Source organism: Arthrobacter sp. Soil_C_49 (assembly GCF_057656635.1).
Map to the genome: position 1 here is coordinate 63,519 of NZ_JBDGJZ010000013.1, position 21,367 is coordinate 84,885.

At 63.4% G+C, this 21,367-nt stretch carries 20 protein-coding genes and 3 tRNA genes; 16 read left to right on the top strand and 7 right to left on the bottom strand.

Annotated features, from left to right (window positions below; genetic code table 11):
• Window positions 1–4 precede the first annotated feature (4 nt).
• Both AC3A4Z_RS17990 and AC3A4Z_RS17995 read left to right on the top strand, forming a co-directional pair.
• Window positions 5–77, top strand: a tRNA-Asn gene (locus tag AC3A4Z_RS17990).
• 124 nt (window positions 78–201) lie between these two features.
• Window positions 202–274, top strand: a tRNA-Asn gene (locus AC3A4Z_RS17995).
• A gap of 53 nt (window positions 275–327) precedes the next feature.
• Here AC3A4Z_RS17995 and AC3A4Z_RS18000 read toward each other — a convergent pair.
• The 3 genes from AC3A4Z_RS18000 to AC3A4Z_RS18010 form a co-directional block, all read right to left on the bottom strand.
• Window positions 328–735, bottom strand: coding sequence for a hypothetical protein (locus AC3A4Z_RS18000; protein WP_498712987.1), 408 nt, complete (start codon window positions 733–735; stop codon window positions 328–330).
• A 107-nt stretch (window positions 736–842) separates the two neighbouring features.
• Window positions 843–1,037 (bottom strand): hypothetical protein, encoded by a 195-nt coding sequence (locus tag AC3A4Z_RS18005; RefSeq protein ID WP_142044722.1) that lies wholly within the window; start codon window positions 1,035–1,037, stop codon window positions 843–845.
• A 19-nt stretch (window positions 1,038–1,056) separates the two neighbouring features.
• The gene (locus AC3A4Z_RS18010) at window positions 1,057–2,280 is read right to left on the bottom strand and encodes a multidrug effflux MFS transporter (RefSeq protein WP_498712988.1); all 1,224 of its coding nucleotides are present in this window, start codon (window positions 2,278–2,280) and stop codon (window positions 1,057–1,059) included.
• A 177-nt stretch (window positions 2,281–2,457) separates the two neighbouring features.
• Between AC3A4Z_RS18010 and AC3A4Z_RS18015 the strand changes: the two genes are divergently transcribed.
• The 7 genes from AC3A4Z_RS18015 (at window position 2,458) to AC3A4Z_RS18045 (ending at window position 8,702) form a co-directional block, all read left to right on the top strand.
• Complete coding sequence (locus AC3A4Z_RS18015; protein WP_498712989.1) at window positions 2,458–3,312, top strand: phage holin family protein; 855 nt, start codon at window positions 2,458–2,460, stop codon at window positions 3,310–3,312.
• A 97-nt stretch (window positions 3,313–3,409) separates the two neighbouring features.
• Window positions 3,410–4,030 (top strand): CDP-alcohol phosphatidyltransferase family protein, encoded by a 621-nt coding sequence (locus tag AC3A4Z_RS18020; protein WP_498712990.1) that lies wholly within the window; start codon window positions 3,410–3,412, stop codon window positions 4,028–4,030.
• Entirely contained in the window at window positions 4,030–4,938 is a 909-nt protein-coding gene (locus AC3A4Z_RS18025) for a DMT family transporter (protein WP_493970486.1), read from the top strand. The genes AC3A4Z_RS18020 and AC3A4Z_RS18025 overlap by 1 nt, the downstream gene beginning before the upstream one ends.
• Window positions 4,939–5,063: 125 nt before the next feature.
• Window positions 5,064–6,260 (top strand): glycosyltransferase, encoded by a 1,197-nt coding sequence (locus AC3A4Z_RS18030; RefSeq protein ID WP_498712991.1) that lies wholly within the window; start codon window positions 5,064–5,066, stop codon window positions 6,258–6,260.
• Between the two features lie 77 nt (window positions 6,261–6,337).
• Window positions 6,338–6,411: transfer RNA gene (locus tag AC3A4Z_RS18035), tRNA-Ile, on the top strand.
• A 220-nt stretch (window positions 6,412–6,631) separates the two neighbouring features.
• Window positions 6,632–7,681 carry an acyltransferase family protein gene (locus AC3A4Z_RS18040; RefSeq protein WP_498712992.1) on the top strand — a complete coding sequence of 350 codons (1,050 nt, stop codon included), beginning with the start codon at window positions 6,632–6,634 and terminating at the stop codon, window positions 7,679–7,681.
• Window positions 7,682–7,802: 121 nt separating this feature from the next.
• Entirely contained in the window at window positions 7,803–8,702 is a 900-nt protein-coding gene (locus AC3A4Z_RS18045) for a tyrosine-type recombinase/integrase (protein WP_498712993.1), read from the top strand.
• 176 nt (window positions 8,703–8,878) lie between these two features.
• On the opposite strand, the gene AC3A4Z_RS18050 is transcribed toward AC3A4Z_RS18045, so the two are convergent.
• The gene (locus AC3A4Z_RS18050; RefSeq protein WP_498712994.1) at window positions 8,879–11,671 is read right to left on the bottom strand and encodes an AAA domain-containing protein; all 2,793 of its coding nucleotides are present in this window, start codon (window positions 11,669–11,671) and stop codon (window positions 8,879–8,881) included.
• Window positions 11,672–11,886: 215 nt separating this feature from the next.
• Between AC3A4Z_RS18050 and AC3A4Z_RS18055 the strand changes: the two genes are divergently transcribed.
• Window positions 11,887–13,074, top strand: coding sequence for an acyl-CoA dehydrogenase family protein (locus tag AC3A4Z_RS18055; RefSeq protein WP_498712995.1), 1,188 nt, complete (start codon window positions 11,887–11,889; stop codon window positions 13,072–13,074).
• Window positions 13,075–13,113: 39 nt separating this feature from the next.
• Here the strand turns inward: AC3A4Z_RS18055 and AC3A4Z_RS18060 are convergent, their stop codons facing one another.
• Entirely contained in the window at window positions 13,114–13,641 is a 528-nt protein-coding gene (locus tag AC3A4Z_RS18060; RefSeq protein WP_498712997.1) for a M23 family metallopeptidase, read from the bottom strand.
• Between the two features lie 467 nt (window positions 13,642–14,108).
• Between AC3A4Z_RS18060 and rpsB the strand changes: the two genes are divergently transcribed.
• The 6 genes from rpsB to AC3A4Z_RS18090 all read left to right on the top strand — a co-directional run bounded on the left by rpsB (window position 14,109) and on the right by AC3A4Z_RS18090 (window position 19,119).
• Window positions 14,109–14,978 (top strand): 30S ribosomal protein S2, encoded by an 870-nt coding sequence (gene rpsB / locus AC3A4Z_RS18065; RefSeq protein WP_050055741.1) that lies wholly within the window; start codon window positions 14,109–14,111, stop codon window positions 14,976–14,978.
• A gap of 129 nt (window positions 14,979–15,107) precedes the next feature.
• Entirely contained in the window at window positions 15,108–15,944 is an 837-nt protein-coding gene (tsf, locus tag AC3A4Z_RS18070) for a translation elongation factor Ts (protein ID WP_133349998.1), read from the top strand.
• 124 nt (window positions 15,945–16,068) lie between these two features.
• The gene (gene pyrH, locus AC3A4Z_RS18075; RefSeq protein WP_050055739.1) at window positions 16,069–16,806 is read left to right on the top strand and encodes a UMP kinase; all 738 of its coding nucleotides are present in this window, start codon (window positions 16,069–16,071) and stop codon (window positions 16,804–16,806) included.
• A 127-nt stretch (window positions 16,807–16,933) separates the two neighbouring features.
• Entirely contained in the window at window positions 16,934–17,491 is a 558-nt protein-coding gene (gene frr / locus AC3A4Z_RS18080) for a ribosome recycling factor (RefSeq protein WP_493970491.1), read from the top strand.
• A complete protein-coding gene (locus AC3A4Z_RS18085; RefSeq protein ID WP_498713001.1) occupies window positions 17,491–18,414 on the top strand; it encodes a phosphatidate cytidylyltransferase in 924 nt (307 codons plus the stop codon). The genes frr and AC3A4Z_RS18085 overlap by 1 nt, the downstream gene beginning before the upstream one ends.
• A gap of 120 nt (window positions 18,415–18,534) precedes the next feature.
• Window positions 18,535–19,119, top strand: a complete 585-nt coding sequence (locus AC3A4Z_RS18090; RefSeq protein ID WP_498713003.1) for a DivIVA domain-containing protein — start codon at window positions 18,535–18,537, stop codon at window positions 19,117–19,119.
• Window positions 19,120–19,125: 6 nt separating this feature from the next.
• Here the strand turns inward: AC3A4Z_RS18090 and AC3A4Z_RS18095 are convergent, their stop codons facing one another.
• Window positions 19,126–19,818: a hypothetical protein gene (locus AC3A4Z_RS18095; RefSeq protein ID WP_498713005.1), complete on the bottom strand. Its 693-nt coding sequence runs from the start codon at window positions 19,816–19,818 to the stop codon at window positions 19,126–19,128.
• Window positions 19,819–19,900: 82 nt separating this feature from the next.
• A complete protein-coding gene (locus AC3A4Z_RS18100) occupies window positions 19,901–21,367 on the bottom strand; it encodes a sodium/solute symporter (RefSeq protein ID WP_498713007.1) in 1,467 nt (488 codons plus the stop codon).

A 21,367-nucleotide genomic window follows, 5' to 3' on the forward strand; every position in this document is an offset into this window, starting at 1 on the left:
TCATTCCTCCTTAGCTCAATTGGCAGAGCATTCGACTGTTAATCGAAGGGTTGCTGGTTCAAGTCCAGCAGGAGGAGCGCACAATCCCCGTTCCGGGCATCCGGAACGGGGATTTTTTATGCCCGGAAGCGGCCGTACGGCCCGCAAAACCGCCGATTTCACTTTGGTGCGGATCCTTTGCTAATGTCATACCTGCTTCATTCCTCCTTAGCTCAATTGGCAGAGCATTCGACTGTTAATCGAAGGGTTGCTGGTTCAAGTCCAGCAGGAGGAGCAACAAGAAAAATCCCCGTTCCTGCCCAAGGCAGGAGCGGGGATTTTTTGCTTTCAGACGAAGTCCATTTCCACCTGCAGGAAGCGCTCAGCTTCCGCGATGGCGGCCAGGAACGCCTCCTTTTCGGTGGGCGACTTCCGAGGCTGGCGCGGGTTCCACTCATGCGGTGCGGAATGGATCCGGACAAATCCTGTGTCCGGCGGCGCGTAGAAGATGCCGAAGCGCTGCACGGGCCATTCGGGGGAGGTTTCCGGGGCCACCAGGAGCGCAGCATTGGAGGCGGGGTTGTACCACTGGGCGATCGGCCGGCGGCGGTCTTCGGTAAACAGTCCTGCAGCGTAGAGGGCGGCTGACTGCTCGCCGCTCCGGGCACATAACCGCTCCCACCACAGTGGCAGGATCCGGGTATCGCACCGTTGCCACGTGGCCGGGAGCTGCGGTTGATCCTGCCAGCTGGGCACGAACAACATTTTATCGCGGGAGGGGCGCCTGGCGGCAGCCGGCGCGGCACAGCGGGCGTGGCAGGGCGTGGCACGGCTCGGTACGGCTCAGTGCGGCACGAAGGGGTTTAGGGGCGGTTCCAGGGGCCCGGGTTGACCCGGTACAGCAGCGCGGAGCCGGCCAGCATACCCAGCACAATGCCCATGGCCGGATTGCCCAGGGCCCGTCCGGCGAAATAGCCCACGACGGCGCCCAGCACCGCCCCGAGGAAGAGTCCCCGGGGGTTCCGGTGCGGCTTTCGCCTGGCTGGGTTCTGAGGCATCCGGGTCAGTAGATCGGCGTCAGTGTATGGAAGGGACCGTGCGGGGCCGGACCACGAGCCACAGGGCCGCGATGGCCAGCAGGATGCAGGCGGCCTGGACGGCGCCCATCGGGGTGGCGCTGGTGATGCCCAGCCATCCGACCACCGGGGAGATAAGCCCGGCCGTCAGGAAGGTCGCGGCGCCCAGGAGGGAGGCTGCGGTACCGGCCTGCGCGGCATGGCCGGCCAAAGCGAGGACCTGCACGCAGGGGAACATAAAGCCCGTTCCCATAATGTAGAACCACAGGGGGACCATCACGCCCCAGAGACCGAACCCAAGCTGGTCGAACAGCACGATCAGCATGGCCATCAGGAAGGTCCAGGCCGTGGCGCCGGCAAGGATCCACTGCGGCGGCACCCGCCGGATCAGGCGCGCACTGGTCTGGATCCCGGCCACGATCCCCAGGGAATTGATGCCGAAGAGCAGGCCGTACTCCTGGGCGGAGAAGCCGAACACGTCCTGGAACAGGAAGGGGGAGGCCGAGAGGTAGGTAAACAGGCCGCCGAAGTTCATGCCTGCCACCATCAACAGGCCAACAAAAATCCTGTCGCTGAAAAGTATGCGGTAGCGCTGGCCAACGGTCATGCCGCTCTGCTGGCGCTTTTCCGGCGGCAGCGTCTCCCGCACCAGGAACAGGGCAGCGACAATGACGATCGTGCCGTACGCGGCGAGGAACACAAAGATCCCCGGCCACGGCATCACCAGGAGCAGCTGCGAACCGATCACCGGAGCCAGGATCGGTGCCAGCCCGTTGACCAGGGACATGCGGGAGAACATTTTCACCATGGCGTAACCGGAGAACAGGTCCCGCACCATGGCCATGGCCACCACGCCGCCGCCGGCTGCCCCAACACCCATCAGGACGCGGAAGATGCCCAAGGTGGTGATGTCAGAGGACAGTGCGGCGCCCAGCGACGCCGCAATGTGCAGTGCCGTAGCCAGGATCAGCGGCATCCGCCGGCCTACTTTGTCACTGAACGGTCCAACCACCAGCTGGCCGAAGGCAAAACCCACCGTGGTCCCGGCCAAGGTCAGCTGAACCTGGGCTTCCGTGACGCCCAGGCTCTCCTCAAGTGCGGGAAAGGCCGGAAGGTAGAGGTCGATCGTGAACGGACCCAGGGCAGTCAGGGCGCCGAGAAGAAGGATGTACAGGAGTTTGCGGCGGCGGGTCAACAGATCGCCCGGATTGCTGGGAATGGTCACAGATATCAATCCTAGGCCCGGGCCTGGGGATTTTTGCAGCGTTGTAGGCCACGCCGTCCGGCAAGCCCCGAAGTTGGCCCTGAACCTGAATGGTAGTTTTGGGGGCGGGGACGGTGCAGCTGCATCCTCCCGCAGCCATGGAAGCCGAATCCACCATGAAACAGTAAGGCGGGACCGATGAGCGGACGTCACAGCGGGCGGACCAGCCAGGGAGTGCGCATCGCCGCGCTGCCCGGGACGCTTAAACTCCTTTTCCGGCTGGCGCCCCGCCAGCTGAACGACGAGATCGCCTTCGCAAAGATCGAGCTCAAGCGCAAAGGTGTCCAGGTCGGAGTTGCCGCCGCGTTCCTCGCCGTCGCCCTGATTTTTGCCCTCTTCCTCGTGGTGGCCCTGATCGTTGCCGCCATCATGGGCCTGGCCACCATCATGCCCGCCTGGCTGGCTGCCCTGCTGGTTTCCGCGGCGTTCCTGCTCATTGCACTTATTGGCGGCCTGATCGGCGTCAGCCGGTTCAAGAAGGCCATGCCGCTGCTGCCGGAGGAGACCATCCGCGGCATCAAGTACGACATCGGCGTCGCCAAAGAAGGATCGGCCTTCAACCCCGCGCTGCTGGATCCCCAGAGCCCGGAGGCGAAAGCCGCCAAGGCGGCCAAGGCGGAGGCGGCTGCCAAGGCCAAAGCTGAGAAGGAAGCCAAAGCTGCGGAGCACAGCAAGGAATTCCCGCAGGCCTCGGAGCCGGAACTCGCCCGGCGCCTCGGCCAGCGCCGTCACCACCTCACCGAGGTGCGCGACGACCTCGGTGAGGAGCTCGACGTCAAAACCCAGGCCCAGTTCCTGCTGGCCGCCGCGCAGGGGAAGCTGCGTGAAGGCCAGGTCCTCGCGGGCCGCGGCAAAGACCTCGCCGCTCGCCGGCTGGCTGGTCTTTCAGAGTCCGCCGGCGGCCTGGGCGACCGGTGGAAGCCGCTGGCTGCCCTCGCGGCCGCCGGAACGGTCTTCATTGTGCTGGTCCGCAAGCTCCTGCGGACGTACTAGAACCGCCTCTGCAGGGCTGCTCCGGCAGCCTGTAATGCACGGGCACAATACAAATCGTTGGTAGGTGCCGGAGGGCAGCGGGAAGGAAGGGGACGGGATGAAGTTCATCGGTGCCGGCTCCCGTCCCGGCCGCCCCCAAGTGGACCACGACCGCGTTTTCACTATCCCCAACCTGCTCACCGTGGTGCGCTTTATGGGCGTGCCCCTGTTCATTTGGCTGGTCCTGGGGCGGAAGGAATACGCCGCCGGTGTGGTGGTCCTGGCGGTTATGGCCGGCACCGACTGGATTGACGGCTACGTTGCCCGCCGCTTCGACCAGGCTTCCAAGCTCGGCCGGGTCCTGGATCCCATTGCCGACCGCCTGGCGCTGATAGCCGTCGCCGTCACCCTGGTGATTGCCGGCGTCGTCCACTGGCTCTACCTTGCCGCGCTGGTTATCCCGGACGCCATCCTGCTGGCGCTGACGTTGTCCTTCTTCCGCGGCCACCCGGACCTTCCGGTGAGCGTGGTGGGAAAGGTCCGCACCGGCCTGCTGCTGCTCGGCACTCCGCTGCTGGTCCTCTCGCGCCTGGACACGGGATGGTCCGATGAGCTGTTTGTCGCGGCGTGGATTGTGCTGGGGCTTGGCCTGATCGGCCATTGGATCGCCGCCTACAACTACTTCTGGGCCATCCTGCGCAAAGGCAGAAAGCTGCATCACGACGGCGGGACCGCCTGATGGTGTGGGTAGCCGTTGTACTGGCGCTTCTCGGGGCTTTCTGCCTCGCCCTGGGTGCCCAGCGCCAGGGAAGCGCCGTCAAAGCCGACACCGGGGGACTGGCCCTGAGCTCGAACGGGTTCCTCCGCCTGCTGAGGAACCCGCGCTGGGTGTTTGGCCTCCTCCTGCTGGGTGCCGGAATGGCCATGAACGCCGTGGCCCTTGTGTCAGCCCCGCTTACCGTCGTCCAGCCCATCGGGGCCATCGCGCTGGTGATCACCACCATCATCAATGCCAAGGACCAGGACCTGACGATCAACCGGGCAACGGTGGTTGCCATCTCAGCCTGCGTGACAGGCTCGGCGCTCTTTGTCATCCTCGCGGTCAACGTCACCCAGGAGAACCACCATGTGAGCGTCGCGGACGAACTCACCATCGTGCTGCTGCTGGCCCTCGCCGTCGGCCTCTTCGGCACGTTGGCGGTGATGTTCAAGCACCGGATCAACGCCTTCGTCTACATTCTGGGGGCAGGGGTGCTCTTTGGATTCGTGGCCGTACTCACCCGGATCATCGGCAAGCACCTGCTCGATCCGAACGGGCTCTTCCTGCTGAACGTGCAGTGGTACTCAGTGGTTGCCCTCATCGCCGCAGGAGGACTGGGGTCATGGTTTGTCCAAAACGCCTACTCCTCAGGACCGCCGGACCTGGTCATCGCGGGACTGACGGTCATTGATCCCTTGGTGGGAATCGCCATCGGGATTGTCATCCTCGGAGAACTCCGTCCGGATGTGCACGCCGTGATGGCCATTGCCATGGGAACTGCCGCTTCCCTTGCTATCGTGGGGGTAATCGCCCTTTCCCGGCACCACCCCGAGGTCACGAAGCGCAAGAAGGACGCGCGACGAACCGCGGGCAAGCCGGTCCTATAGTTCCTGCCGACCAGTTTCCAGCCCGTCCCTTCCAGCCAGTAAATACACGAGGCCCCGGCGCCAGCCGCGGCCGGCCGTGCTGTCAGTACCAGCTGTCCGCACCGTGACCATCAGGAGCCCTCCACGTGACCACGCCCGCAGACCAGCAACCCCTGACCATCCTGATTGCTGCTGACACCTATCCGCCGCATATCAACGGCGCAGCCCAGTTCGGCTACCGCCTGGCGAAGGGAATGTCCGGCCGCGGCCACAACGTGCACGTGCTGGCCTGCCGGGCGGACAACGGGAAGAGCTTCACGGAATTCCGGTCAGAGGCAACGGTCCACCGGCTCCGCTCGCACGGTGTCCCCACGCACGAGTACTTCCGGATCTGCTTCCCCTGGGAAATCAAGAAGGAAATCAGCCTCCTCTTCGACCGCGTCCAGCCCGATGTGGTGCACATCCAGAGCCACTACATGATCGGTGAACACGTCCTCTACGAAGCTGTCCGGCGCGGCATCCGGATCGTCGCCACCAACCACTTCATGCCGGAAAACCTCAACCCGTTCCTGCCGTTCCCCCAGTGGTTCAAGAACATCATCGGGCGCATCTCCTGGAAGGACATGGGCAAGGTCATGGGCCAGGCGGACGTGGTGACCACCCCCACGCCGCTGGCGGCCAAGGCCATGCACCAGCACGCTTTCCTGCGCAAGGTCCTTCCGCTCTCCAACGGCATTGACTCCGCGGCCTACGAACTGCAGCCCGGCGAGCAGATCGAACCGCACCCGCACCCCACGGTGTTGTTCGTGGGCCGCCTGGCGGAGGAAAAGCACGTGGACGTGCTGATCGAGGCCGTCAGCAAGACGCCCTCCGAGCTGAAGGTGCACCTGGAGATCGTGGGTGGCGGGGAGGTGCGGTCCAACCTCGAAAACCTCGTCCAGCGGCTCGGGCTGGGGGACCGGGTGAAGTTCCTGGGACTGGCCAGCGACGAGGAACTGCGGAAAGCCTACATCCGGGCCGACCTGTTCTGCATGCCAGGCACTGCGGAGCTCCAGTCACTGGTCACCCTGGAAGCGATGTCAGCCTCCACCCCGGTTGTACTCGCAGACGCCATGGCCCTGCCACACCTGGTCCGCGACGGCGAAAACGGATACCTGTTCACCCCCGGGGACAGCGACGACCTGGCCAAGAAGCTCACCCTGATCCTGGAGCTGCCCGCAGACCAGCGTGCAGCCATGGGCAAGGTCAGCCGGCAGATGGTGGAGCCGCACAGCATCGAAGGCACCCTGCAGACCTTCGAGGACCTGTACCGGGGCGCACGCTTCGAGGACAAAGTGGTCTAAGCGCATCCCACGGTTTGCTAGAGTAATTTTGCCCCGCAGGCATCTCCACTTTTCAGGAGGGCCGGCCCGGGGCACGGGGGGCTATAGCTCAGCTGGTTAGAGCGCGGGACTCATAATCCTAAGGTCCTCGGTTCAAGTCCGAGTAGCCCTACAACCGCAAGAGCCCCACCTCCCTGATAAACAAAGGGAAGTGGGGCTCTTCGCAACGTACTGGCAAGCGGGATGCTTGCCAGTACGTTGCCGCATGCCGGGTCTGCAAGGCAGTCCCCGGTCTATTTGCTGCCGGTACTACGACATGAAGTTACGTCACTATGCCGGTCTTTCATACCTGTAAACTCAGGATGTTTTGGCTGCATACTTGGGGGGTCGCTATGTCCGTACGGTTGGAAGCCTTAGGCTCAGTTCCGCCCGGGCGGCCAGCGTCCGGTTATAACCCTGCCCTCGACGGGGTGCGCGCTATCGGGGTGACCCTAGTATTTGTTCACCATATGGTCACCCCAGTGCCGTTTGGCGGGGCAGTCGGGGTAGATGTATTTTTCGTCCTGTCAGGGTTCCTGATCACGACGATTCTCCTACGTGAACGCGTCCAGACGGGTGGCATTCGCCTCAAACGCTTTTACGTCAGGCGACTCATCCGGCTCTACCCCGCGCTGCTGTTGGCAGTCTCCGTCATCTTCATCCCAGGTTTGACCTTCGCGCCGGCTCAACTCGTCTGGCTCATCGACAATGTGCTGGCGCTGACCTATACAACACCCCTAGCGCGTGATTTAGGATGGCCCTTCTCGCAGGCGTGGGGCCATACATGGACCTTGGGTATCGAGGAGATGTTCTACCTCATCTGGCCGGTCGCTCTCCTGCTACTCTTCCGCAAATTCAGCTACGGCCGGGGCCTGGCCGTTGTTGCCGCCTCCATAGGGTCTCTTATGATGGCTTGCAACCTAGCCATTGAGCTGGGAGGCGGCCGACCTTCTGAACTGCTTCGAGCTGGCGGCTTGTTTATTGGGTGCGCGCTAGCCGCTCTCCTGTGGAACCGCGGTAGGCTTGGAGTTCCGCCCCAGTTGGGCTGGGCGGGCCTAGTCCTGATTGCCGTAGCGGTTGCCTATAGGACTGCTGAAGGGCCAATCAGTATTGCGCTGCTCTTGGCCGTCACAGGGTCTGTCGCCCTTATCGCTGCCATGGCCACCTCGCACGACAGCGCGTTGTATCGGATGCTGGCCCTACGTCCGGTGGCCTACATAGGTCGAATCAGTTACGAGCTGTACCTCTGGCATTACCCCATCATGGTGGTGTGCGCGTGGACGGTGGGCGGGAGGCTCATCGATGCCGCTTGGGGGTCGGTGCCACTTTCGCTTGCAGCCGCCGCACTGGCACATCACTTGCTGGCTCCCGCCGTCGACCGATGGAAGCGTCGAGTTCATTAGCTATCGGATCTGAACTGGAATAGGTAGGTTAGCGACTTATGGTCGGGTCTTTTCTTGTGAACTTTGTTGCTGCTTCCCGTCTGATGCCATTCAAGCTGAACGTGAGTTCCCGTGGCAGGCCGTGGGCGCCCCCAACGCAGGCCAAGCACCGAGCGCAGTTCGCCAAGTACGTCCAGCCTCGCTGGGGTCATACACCGCTGCCAGCGTCCGTCAAGCTGACGTCTCCGACTGGATAGGCGGGCTGGAGTCGGACGACGGCCCCGCAGGGGACAGCGTCAAGCGGCAGGTGGCCAAGCTGTCTTCTCAACTCATGGGCTACGCAGTCAGGCTGAACCTACTACCAACCAACCCCGCGAAGCTGCGCGATGGCTCCATCGACTACAGGCCCAGGGCGCAGAAGCGGACCAATCACGTCTACCTGTCGATGGAGCAGCTGGCTTACCTTGTTGGCAAGGCGGGTCGAAACGAGGACATGCTTCTGACGGCCAGCCTGTGTGGCCTCCGGTTCGGCGGACTAGCCGCGCCGCGCGTTGGGAGTCTCACCCTGGGTGATAGTCCGTCCATTAACGTCGAGTCCTCCATCTCTGACGTACCCAATGACCTTGGCGGGCACTTCGAGGAGGACCCCAAGGGCGGCGCGGGCCGTGTCGTGCCACTGCCCGTCAAGCTGGCCGAGCGCCTCGCCAGGGCGATGGAGGGCCGCAGGCCCGAAGAGCTGCTGTTCACGTCTTCAGAGGTTCACACGCTGCGCGCGGAGAACTTCAGGAGGGACGGTTTCAACCCACTGGTGGCGGCAGCGCAGGCGGGCGCTGAGGGCTTTCCCTCGCTAACGCCGCACGACCTCAGGCACTCGGCAGTCAGCCTGCATATACGGGTCGGCTCAAACATCAAGGTGGTGCAGCGGAGCGCCGGCCATGCCACTGCACTGCTGACGCTGGACACATACGCAGGGCTGTTCGATGACGACCTGCACGAGAGCGCAGCGCAGCTGGGTCAACCTTCCATTCTAGGCGGTGGATAGCGGCAGGATAGTCAATCGTGGTACTTCGCAGCTCTGGCAGGAAACTATCCCAAGGACTAGTAATCCGAAGGTCCTCGGTTCAAGTCCGAGTAGCCTACTTTGTATCGGGAAGTTCAGCGACACCGTTCAAGCCCAGCAGCGAATGCTCGCAGGTCTGAGGCAAGTCAGGCTGAGCATTATGAGTGCGATGGCTTTCGGAGCGTCGCAGCCGAGAGCCTCTGGCGGATAAGATGCGGTTCCCCGCTGCCGGTAGTCGGAAGCCGTAGTAGCTGGACACTGTGCGCACGTAGTATCTCGTCCTTGAGGTTGTCCCGGACTTTTTGTTTTTCGTCACCTTCATGGAAGGCAAATCCGTCGACCTCAATGGCTAGGACCGGCCGATAGGTGATGCGGTTGTAGATTACAAAGTCCACGCTGGCACGGTTCCGTACATAGGCGACTTGCGCCGTCGTGAGACCGGACAGGTTAGGCAGCAAGTTGCGGAGGACCACCTGCCGGGCGATAGCGAAGTCCTTGTACGGTTCCTCGGCAAGTATGTCGAGGAGAAGTGTCCACATGATGTTCTCAGAAGCGAAGGCGGATGCGGTCTGCATCCGGGCAGCCAAAGGTTGTAAGAGGGCTGAGTACTCTTTGTAGAGGAGATCGAACACCGACAGGACTGCACTTTCGAAGACGCCGTGGTCGGGATCCTGGTACTGGATAAACTGGACCAGGTCGCGAAGGTGGCGGCTCGCCGGCAGCATGTCATGGTTTGTGACCAAGACAAACCGCTTGATGGCCCGGGACACCGCAACGTTTACTAATTGTGGGTTATCCACGAATTCAACCCCGGAGTTTCCGTCTCTGCTCTCATCCAGGACAGAGCTCATGATGATGATGTCCTTTTCGCGGCCCTGGAATTTGTGGACCGTGTCGGCCTGGATGTTGTTGAGCAGGGCCTCAGCGACCTTGTCGACTTGCCGGCGATAGGGCGTGACCACGCCGATGTCTTCGTGTGGAACGCCTGAGCAAAACCGCGCGAGCACTTCCTTTGCGATGACGTCGGCTTCCCGTTGGTTAGTTCGCCCTCCGCCCTGGTGCTGCCGCATGTGGTTACCCGGCGCTGTCCGGACGACCACCAGGGGAGCACCTTCCGGATCACTTTTTGTATAGGGGATGAGCTGCCCGCCGTAAAACTTCCTGTTGCAGTAGTCGATGATTGCAGGATCGCAACGATAGTGTTCCCGGAGCATGGTGCGTGGAACTCCGGTACCGAAGCGCTCAATGATGGAGGAGAGGATGTTGTGTCTCCCATAGTCGTAGCTGGGCGCCGGCGCTGGTCTGGCACGTTTGGCGGCTCCCATGACGGGGATGTGCTGGAGTTGCTGCAGGTCTCCGACCACGATCACGTTCCGTGCGCAGGAAAGAGCCAGTCCTGCTGCTAACAGGTCTACCTGGGAGGCCTCATCGATGATCAGGTAGTCGAACAAATACCCGTCGGGGACGCTGCGCCGCAACGAATGGCAAGTACTCAAGACCACTGGGTAGCTGTTGGTAAATGCCTTGAACTGCCTGAGGTACGTGCCCTCCGCATAGTTTCGCGGCCGGGTGCCGGCATAACGCCGATACAAACTTGCTTCGAGCGCTTGCCGCGATAATTCTTTTAGTTCTCGTTCGAGAGCGGGGAAGTCGTTTTCGGTGAGGAATCCGGCCGCTTGCTCAATCTGCTCTTCCAGCTCACGAATTTTGGTGTCGTAGTAGGCAGCTTGAAGCTGCATGACTACGTCGGTGTCGCCGGCATCGATATCCCGTGTCGAGCCGTAGCGGAAACGGCTCCTGATTCGCCGGAACACCCTCCGCACTGGGGGTTCGTTCGCTGGAACGGATGCCGTTTCCGCCAGGAACTCAAGGATGCGACTCGAGGGCCCTCGCAGGAGAGCCAAGGCCGGCAGAGGAGCCAGGTCATGGTTGGCGACGTGGCGGCTGAAATGGCGTTGTTCAAGCCTGTACGCATCCAACTGCTGCCGCTTCCCGGCCAGTTCCCTGTCCAACGCTTGCAGCCGCTGCAGGCGCCCGTCGAGTTCTGAAATCCTCCCCGCGGGCGAAATGGCCACAGCTGAGGCTCCCGCCGCGCGTTGCATAGCAGCATTTTCGACGTGTTGGCGCTCGAAGAAATCACGTTTCAGGTCGTTCCGCCTCAGGTCTGCAACGACATACCCGAAGCCCTCATTGGCCAGTTTGTCACGAACGTTTTCCACGGCAGCGTTGTTGGACGACACGATGCCCACACTCTTTCCGGGGACGCGGATGATGTTTGCCACCAGGTTGAGTATTGTCTGTGTTTTCCCCGTCCCAGGCGGCCCATCGATCACCGAGATACGGTGCGCGAGGCCCTTCCTGAGCGCTTCGCGCTGACTGAGGTTCGATGAAAAGGGGAAGATATATTCTTCGTCCCCTGAGGCAGCGTCAGGAGAAATTCCCCGAAGATATAGATCAAGGACGCTCTCCTGGGGGATCGATTGAAACTTCTTATAAGGCCCTCGCAGTGGATCGTCCTGCTCCAAGTGGGACACCGCGTCGTGCCAGTAGTTCAGAACTTCGTATGCTTCATCCCTGACGAGAGAGCCTCGGGTAATGCTGATTTCTTCCTGTCTCACCGTCCGATAGCTTTCGCCTGCCCCGCTCGAGAAGAAGTATCTCCACCAAGTCCCAGCCGGACTCTGGAAGCACAACAGTTCCGTGACTCCATGCACGCCTTGGCCGCGGACGCGTATACAGGTCCTGTTGCCAACGCTTGTGCTGACGGGGTCACGGAGAACCACGACATTTCGTGCGAGGTACCTGTACTTGCGCCCGGCGCCGCCCGTCCGGAACGTGATGTGGATGTAGTCCCCGTCGACTTCGTAATTAAGCACGTCCGCCGTTTTGTCCTCTACGCCCGGCTGTTCCTTTTGCCGGATCAGGACGGCCTCGCGACGCGGATCAATCATGACATTGCCCCCAGGTGAGTAACTGCTCCGTTGCGCTCTGACGTTACAGAACTTCGTCGCGCGGTTCATCCGTCAGGTCTTCCGGTGGTTGCCGAGGGCCGTCCATCCGTTGCAACAGGGACGGGCTTAGGGTATGTTACTGACCAGTAACTTAGTGGGTTTGGCTGGTCAGACTCTAAACCCTGCCGATTGTGCTGATCACTTGCGAGGTAACCATGTCCACTTCCGCTGCCGACCTCAAACTGCCTTACGCCGACGGCGACTTCTATGCGTTCGAGCAAATGCTGAGCGCCAAGGAGCAGGACCGGCTGGCGGAAGTCCGCGACTTCCTGGCCCGCGAGGTCAAGCCGATCGCCGTCGATTGCTGGAACCGGGGCGAATTCCCCATGGACCTCATTCCGAAACTTGCGGACATCGATCTCGTCAGCCCTGTTCGACGGCAGGGTCACTCCAACCTCTTCGCCGGCCTGATGCACGCTGAGGTGACCCGCGCCGATGCGTCCATCTCAACTTTTATGGGCGTGCATGACGGGCTCTTCACCGGCTCCATTGAAGCGCTGGCCTCCCAGGAACAACAGGACGCCTGGCTCCCGGATATCTACGCCATGAAGAAAATCGGGGCCTTCGGCCTGACGGAACCCCTCGGCGGATCGGACGTTGCCGGCGGGACGCGGACCACCGCCAGGCGCGAGGGAGACTCCTGGATCCTTAACGGTGCCAAGCGCTGGATTGGAAACGCCACCTTCTCCGACTGGGTGGTGATCTACGCCCGCGATGTTGAAGACAACCGGGTCAAAGGCTTCCTTGTGGACACCGCGCTGGAGGGTTTCAGTGCGGCGAAGATCGAGAACAAAATTGCCCTCCGGACGGTACAGAACGCCGATATTACGCTGGACAACGTGGTGGTCCCGGACTTCTACAAGCTTGCCCACGCCAACAGCTTCCGCGACGTCAACAAGGTCCTCAAAGTCACCCGCCTTGGCGTCGCCTGGCAGGCCGTGGGCCAGCAGCTGGCCGCCTTCGACGTGGCACGCCGCTATGCCGTGGAACGCCAGCAGTTCGGGCGGCCGCTGGCCTCCTTCCAGCTGGTCCAGAGCCAGCTGGTGCAGATCCTGGGCAATGCCGTCAGCTCCATGGGCATGATGGTGAGGTTGTCGCAGCTGGAGGACCTCGGCGAGGCCAAGGACGAGCAGTCAGCGCTGGCCAAGGCGTTCACCACGGCCAGGATGCGTGAGAGCGTGGCCATCGGCCGGAACCTCCTGGGCGGCAACGGCATCGTGACCGACTTCGAAATGGCAAAGATCTTCGCCGACGCCGAAGCCATCTACTCCTATGAGGGAACCCACGAGATCAACACGCTGGTGACCGGACGGGCCATCACGGGTATCTCCGCCATCGTCTGAGCCGGATCGTCAGGACCTGCCGGGCCCGGTGTTTGCTTCCTAACTCAGCGGCAGAAGGATGGACGGCCGCAGGTCCATCACGAACTGCAGCGGATTCACGTAGTCGTCACCGCGCCGGACGCCCCAGTGGAGGCAGGACGTGGGAGTGCAGTGGCCTGGAAGCAGCGTCCCGAGCGGCTGCCCGGCGGCCACCACGCTTCCAGCGGCCAGGCTGCTCTCCACCGGTTCGAAGCTGCTGCGCAGGCCGTTGCCGTGGTCAATGGTAATCACCGGCCGGTCCACCACGACGCCCACGAAGCTGACGGTGCCCGCGGCCGGCGAGGTGACCTGGACGCCGCCGGACGCTGATTCCAGGTCCACGCCGCGGTGGCCGCTGAGCCAGGGCTTGGGCGGCGGGTCAAAATGCCGCAGCACGGCCGGGCGCGGGGAGAGCGGCCACCGCCACGATGGTGCGTCAATGATGGCCGCAGGCACTGCGGATGCGGGGCCGAATTCCAGTGCTTCCCCCGTGGGGGCCAGGGACGCGGGCAACAGGAGCAGGGCCGCAAGCAATGCCGGTGGTTTCATAAGTCCAGCCTGCGGCGGTTGAAATGCTGCCGGCAGGGGCAGGTCCGCCTATGTGGATAAGGTGCGGTGCCGGCGTCGTGCCTGTCCCCGTCCCTGTCCCCGTCCCTGTCCCCGTCCCTGTCCTCCGCCTGCGGGTGCCTGTAGTACACTTGATGGAGCAGTTTGCTGCGCCCTCAACGCTATCCGTCCAGCGGCTACCCAAAGGTTTTTCCCAAGGTACATGCCCCTGTCCGGCCTGCGTCGGCACATCTCATTCAGGAGTGTGGGGGAGCAGCGGCTGACTACGCGTGTCCAGCCCTCCTTCAGGAGGATCGGGCTTCTTGCGGTCAGGACCACGGTCCTGATGGGAAGCGCGATGGACGCCAGGAGCACGGCCCGCCCGGGCCACGCTAATCAACCGTCAACTATTGGCAGGGTAAGAAGCCCCAGGGGTTTCTCATGAATGACCTGCCGGAAGGAGCGCCGGCATGCCCGTCGTAACCATGCGCCAGCTGCTTGACAGCGGCGTCCACTTTGGACACCAGACCCGCCGTTGGAACCCGAAGATGAAGCGCTTCATCTTCACCGAGCGCAACGGCATCTACATCATCGACCTTCAGCAGTCGCTGTCCTACATCGACCGCGCCTACGAGTTCGTGAAGGCCACCGTTGCACACGGCGGCACCGTCCTCTTCGTCGGCACCAAGAAGCAGGCACAGGAAGCAATTGCCGAGCAGGCAACCCGCGTGGGCCAGCCGTACGTGAACCAGCGTTGGCTCGGCGGTATGCTGACCAACTTCCAGACCGTCGCCAAGCGCATCCAGCGCATGAAGGAACTCGAAGAAATCGACTTCGACGACGTCGCCGGCTCTGCTTACACCAAGAAGGAGCTCCTGCTCCTCAAGCGTGAACTCACCAAGCTCGAGTCCAACCTCGGCGGTATCCGCAACCTGACCAAGGCACCCTCCGTGCTCTGGATCGTGGACACCAAGAAGGAACACCTCGCCGTTGATGAGGCCAAGAAGCTGAACATCCCGGTTGTGGCCATCCTGGACACCAACTGCGATCCGGACGAGGTCGACTTCCCGATCCCGGGCAACGACGACGCCATCCGCTCCGTGAACCTCCTGACCCGCGTTGTTGCCGACGCCGTTGCCGAGGGCCTCATCGCCCGCAACAACCGCGCCACCGGCACCACCGAAGCTCCGGAAGAGCCGCTGGCCGAGTGGGAGCGCGAACTCCTCGAAGGCAGCAAGGCTGAAGCAGCTCCCGCCGCTCCGGCAGAAGAAGCTGCAGCACCGGCCGCTGAGGCTGCTCCGGCAGAAGACGCTGCTGCTCCGGCAGAAGACGCCAAGTAACACAAGTACATCCGGATTTCCCGGTGCCGCCTGCGGCGCCGGACTGCTGACAGGATGGCGGCCCACTTTCGTGGGCTGCCGTCCTGTCAGTCCGTACACCACAACACATTTCTAGACAGAGGGGTTCACATGGCGAACTACACTGCCGCGGACATCAAGGCCCTGCGCGAGCGCACCGGCGCCGGCATGATGGACGTCAAGAAGGCTCTTGACGAAGCCAACGGTGACGCCGAGAAGGCCATCGAAATCATCCGCATCAAGGGCCTCAAGGGCGCTACCAAGCGCGAGGGCCGCTCCACCGCTGAAGGCCTGGTGGCCGCAAAGGTCAGCAACGGCGTCGGCGTGATGATCGAAGTCAACTGCGAGACCGACTTCGTGGCCAAGGCTGACAAGTTCATCCAGCTGGCCGACAAGGTCCTGGCCGTTGCCGTCGAGTCCGGCGCAGCCGACCTCGAGACCCTGCTGGCCACCGAAGTTGACGGCAAGCCGCTCTCCGAGGTCGTCGTCGAAGAAGGCGCCGTCCTGGGCGAAAAGGTTGTTGTCCGCCGCATCTCCCGCGTTGAGGGTGCAACGGTTGACGCTTACCTGCACAAGACCTCCAAGGACCTCCCGGCCCAGGTTGGCGTCTTGTTCGCTGTTGACGGTGAAGGCGAAGCTGCTGCCACCGCCGCCCACGACGTTGCAGTCCACATCGCTGCCATGGCCCCGAACTACCTGACCCGCGAGGACGTTCCGTCCGAGCTGGTCGAGTCCGAGCGCCGCATCGCCGAAGAGACCGCAAAGGCCGAGGGCAAGCCCGAAGCCGCACTCACCAAGATTGTGGAAGGCCGCGTGACCGGCTTCTACAAGGGCGAGGTGCTGGTTGACCAGGCATTTGCCAAGGACGCAAAGAAGTCCGTTGCACAGGTCCTCGAAGAGGCCGGTGTCAAGGGAACCGCGTTCACGCGTTTCCGCGTCGGCTCCTAGCCGGTACTGCAAGGGGGTGGCCACTTCGGTGGCCGCCCCTTTTGCATGCAACGGGCCACTTGGCGAGCGAGCATGGGCCCCAGCAGGATAACCTTTTTTCAGACCCCCCCAACCGGAAGGCATCATGGAAGCCGTCAACACTGTAATGCAACCAGAGAAAAGTCGACGCCGTGTCCTCCTGAAGCTCTCCGGAGAGGTTTTCGGCGGCGGGAAGCTGGGCGTTGACCCGGAGACCGTCCGCGACGTCGCCAAGCAGATCGCCGCAGCAGTCCCTGAAGTGGAAGTTGCCATCGTGGTTGGCGGCGGCAACTTCTTCCGCGGCGCCGAACTGTCCCAGAGCGGCATGGACCGCTCACGGGCCGACTACATGGGCATGCTCGGAACGGTGATGAACTGCCTGGCGCTCCAGGACTTCCTGGAGCAGGCCGGCGTCGAAACCCGGGTCCAGAGCGCCATCACCATGGGACAGGTTGCCGAAGCGTACATTCCGCGCCGCGCCATCCGGCACATGGAAAAAGGCCGCGTGGTCATCTTCGGTGCAGGCGCCGGACTCCCGTACTTCTCCACCGACACCGTAGCCGCCCAGCGTGCACTTGAAGTCCATGCCGACGTCGTCCTGATGGCCAAGAGCGGGGTGGACGCCGTCTACACCGCGGACCCCAAGAAGGATCCCTCGGCCGAGCGGCTTGAAACCCTCAGCTACGACGACGCCCTGCGCCGCGACATCCGCGTGATGGACCAGACCGCTATGACCATGTGCAAGGACAACAACCTCTCCATGGTGGTCTTTGGCATGGAGGGCGAAGGCAACGTCACCCGCGCCATCCTGGGTGAAAAGCTCGGCACGCTGGTCACCACCTAGCTGCGGCTAGGATGTTTTCAGGACAGTTCCGCCCCCGCCTTTACGGACGGGGGACGGAAAACAGCAACCGAGAACCACGTGCACGGAGCCGGCGCCCCGGACTGCACCAGAATCATCAGGAGAGACCGTGATAGAAGAAACCTTGCTCGAAGCCGAAGAAAAGATGGACAAGGCCGTTGAAGTAGCCAAGGAAGACTTCGCTTCCATCCGCACCGGCCGGGCAAACCCGGGACTCTACAACAAGGTCCTGGTGGACTACTACGGTTCCCCCACACCGCTGCAGCAGCTCGCTTCCTTCGCCATCCCGGACGCCCGCACCATCCTGATCACCCCGTTCGATAAGACCGCGTTGCGGGATATCGAGCGTGCGCTCAGCGATTCCGAAGTGGGCGCCAATCCGTCCAACGACGGCAACGTCATCCGGATCACCATTCCGGAGCTGACCAAGGAACGCCGCAAGGAATACGTCAAGATCGTCAAGACCAAGGGCGAGGACGCCAAGGTGTCCATCCGCAACATCCGCCGCAAGGCCAAGGAAACCCTGGACCGGCTGGTCAAGGACGGCGAGGCCGGCGAGGACGAGGGCACCCGGGCCGAAAAGGAACTGGACGGCCTGACCAAGGCGCATGTTGACGGCATTGACGAGCTGCTGAAGCGCAAGGAAGCAGAGCTGCTCGAAGTCTGATGGGCCAGGCAGAGCAGGCCCCGGCACAACGGGCGCGCACACGGGGGAAGCAGCCCAGGAGCAATCCAACGCCGAAGGCCGGACGGAACCTGCCGGCCGCGGTGGTGGTGGGCCTGGCCATGCTGTTCGCAGTGCTGGGCGGACTGCTGTTCCTCCCGCTGGGGTTCGTGGCGGTCACCACCACGTTCGCCGTCTTTGGCGTGTGGGAAATCTACCGGGCATTGGAAGCCAACGGCACCAGGATGCCCATCGTGCCGGTGATGACGGGCACCGTGGCCATGCCGTTCTGCGCCTACCTGGGCGGCATCGAGAGCCTGCTTTTTGCCATGCTGCTGAGCTCGGTGGCTGTCCTGCTGTGGCGGTCCGTTGAGAGCGCGGCAGGCTCCGCCAACAGCATCTTCGCCGGGGTGTTCGCCCTGGGCTGGGTGCCGTTCTTCATCAGCTTCGCCGCGCTTCCGCTGCATGCCGCAGGAGGGGCCACCCCGCTGGGGCTCTGGCCGGGCGGAGCCATTCCCGACGGCGCGTGGCAGGTGGCGGTGATGCTGCTGCTGGTGGTGTCCAACGACACGTTCGGCTACCTGGTGGGCGCATCCCTGGGCAAGCATCCCATGGCCCCGAAGATCAGCCCGAAGAAGTCCTGGGAAGGATTCGCCGGCTCTGTGGCGGGCGCCATGTTGATCGGCGTCCTTGCCAGCCTCTTTGTGCTGGACAAACCATGGTGGGTGGGCATCATCCTGGCAGTCGGAACGGTAACGGCCGCCACGGCCGGCGACCTCGCCGAGTCCATGGTCAAACGCGAACTTGGCGTCAAGGACATGAGCAGCATCCTGCCCGGTCACGGCGGCGTGATGGACCGGCTCGACTCGATCGTGTTCGCCTCGCCGGTGGTATTCATCCTGTACGGGCTGCTCGCCGGAGCCTGACACGTATGCAGCACGCGCTTGCAACCTGAGACGCGCGCAGCCTGACACAAACCTTGCCGGTCCCGGCGCCCTTAAACTGGGGCAGAAGCGATACGGCCGAAGAGCATTGAAGGAATCAAAGTGGCATTGGACATTCATCGGCAGATCCCTGCGTCCTTTGAGCGTGTGCAGCGCAGCGAATACGGTTACAACGCCAAGCAGGTGGACCAGTTCCTGCAGCGTGCACGGGTCTCCCTGGAAACTCCCGAGTCCGCCTCGCACCCGATCAACAGCTCCGATGTCCGGGGTGTTTCCTTTGACCCCGTGAAGGGCGGCTATTCCGCCGCTGTTGTGGACGCGGCCCTGGACCGCCTTGAGGACGCGTTTGCGCGCCGGGAGCGGGACGAGCTGATCGCTGAACGGGGCGAGGAGGCGTGGCTGCGCGAAATCGGGAACCTGTCCGGCATCCTCCGGGGCCGGTTGCACCGGCCCGACGGCGAGCGATTCCGCAGGCCCGCCAAGAAGAAGGCCCGCAGCTACAACACGGCCGACGTGGACCGGCTGTGCCGCGAACTGGTGGCGTACCTCGAACAGGACAAGCCGCTCAGCGTGGACAATGTCCGCCGGGCAGTCTTCCGTCCCGCCGTGGGAGGGGACGGCTACGAGGAAACGCAGGTGGACGCATTCCTGGACCGGGTGGTTGAACTGATGGCAGCCATCGACTGAGGCGGTTCATTCCCCGCCCGGGAGAGTAGGCCCAGCGGGAGTGGGGGAGAGCGGCGTGAACCTCTGCCAGATCGCTGCATAGGCCCGGTACCCGAGGTAGGCGGAACCGGCCAAAAAAGCCAGGCCGAAGACCGCGCCCGTGATGACGGCCGCCGTCGTCCCTGCCCCGAGGAGCGTCAGCAGCAGGCCCGAGAGGATGGCGATGAGCGCCGCGTTCGCGGCGCTCATAAAGACCATGCTGCTCCCGGCTACCTGGCTCTGTGAGCTTCTCCTGCCGAAAAAGAAATAAGTCTGCACGGAACCGGCCTGGTCATCGTGGTACGCGGCCATCAGGTACGGCGCCACCCCAGGATCAAGATCCACGTACGCCGCCCGCAGCCGGTTCATCGCCGTCACGTACATCAGGTCCTCCTGGGCCACGTTCATTACCCGGACCTGGGTGAGGAGCCCGATGGCCACGTCGATGCAGAGGACAATCACCGCAAGCATCACGAAGGCTTCCGAAAACTTCGTGGCCTGGCCTACCAGCGCCACGCTCACCACGCTGGCGGAGGTGAAGGTGAGGAACATGCTGATCCGGGTCAGTACCTCGCCCTGGGTGGTGCTGCGCGAGGCAAGCAGGCCCCAATGCTCAGTGGCCAGCAGTTGCGCCCGCACTGACGGAGGAACTCCGGCCGGGCTTTCGCCCTCGATGGACATGGCGCCATTCTCTCCCATCACGGCCGGCGGCGCGAGGAAAAAGGACCGTTGCAGGCAAAAGCCCGGACGGCCCACGGCGGGATCAGCGTTCCGTGGCCAGCGGCCTTTCCGGAGTGTGCAGCCTGGTCATGACCCGCGCCATCGTTTTGGGCACCCTGTGCGTGGTGGCGCGCGATACGGCCACCATCACGGCGAAGGCGGCGGGCACCGTCCACGCTGCCGGCTGCGCCAGCCAGGGTGCCAGGTTTGAAGCCCCCACCAGGGCTCCGGCGATCATCGCCCCGCCGCACAGGATTCCGCCCGTCACCATCCCGGCGATGGCTCCGGCGTCGGTCAGGCCCCGCCACCAGATGCCCAGCAGGAGCACCGGGCACACGGTGGAGGCGGTGAACGCGAAAACCAGGCCCACGCTGCCGGCCAGGGCCAGGGAGTCGGTCATAAAGGCGAACCCCAGGGGTACGACGGCGGAGATCACCGCAGCGAGCCGGAATCCGCCTACTTCGCCGCCGAGGACGTCCTGGCTGATGACGCCGGCCAGGGACACCACCAGGCCGGAGGTGGTGGACAGGAAGGCGGCAAAAGCGCCGGCCACCACCAGGGCGGAGAGCAGGTCCCCTGCTGCACCGCCCACCAGTTCCCCCGGCAGCAGCAGCACCATGGCGTCGGCCTGGTTGGCGCGGGCCAGGCCCGGCGCGAAGACCCTGGCCACCAGCCCGTACGCGGTGGGGAAAAGATAGAACACGGACAACAGGCCGAGGACGATCAGCGTGGTCCGCCTGGCCGATTGCCCGTCCGGGTTGGTATAGAACCGGACCAGGACGTGCGGCAGCCCGAGGGTGCCGAAGAGCAGGGCCACCAGCAGTGACACGTTCTGGTAGGCGCCGGCAGGGGGCAGGCTGGTGGGGTTTACCGCAGGAGGGGACAGTGCGGGTGTTCCGTTTCCGGCGAGCATAAAGATGATGAACAGGATGGGGACGGCCAGCGCGGTGAGCTTGAGCCAGTACTGGAACGCCTGCACGAAGGTGATGGAGCGCATGCCGCCGGCTACAACTGTCAGGCACACCACGATCACCACCGCCACCGATCCCACCCAGGAAGGCAGACCGGTGGTGATCCGGATGGTCAGGGCGGCGCCGTGGAGCTGCGGCACGATGTAGAGCCAGCCCACCAGCACCACCACGAGGCTGGTGACCTTGCGGACAACCAGTGAGTCCAGCCGTGCCTCGGTGAAGTCAGGGATGGTGTAGGCGCCGGACCGGCGCAGCGGAGCGGCAACAAACAGCAGCAGCATCAGGTACCCGGCCGTGTAGCCGACCGGAAACCACAATGCGTCCGTTCCCGAGAGCAGGATCAGTCCGGCAACGCCCAGGAAGCTTGCGGCGGAGAGGTATTCGCCGCCGATCGCCGAGGCGTTCCACCAGGGCCGGACGGTCCGGGAGGCAACGTAGAAATCTCCCGTGGTGCGGGAGATCCGCAGGCCGTAGAAGCCGATGACCGCGGTGGCCACGGAGACCACAGCGAGCGCGGCGATGGCCACGCCAGGGTTCAT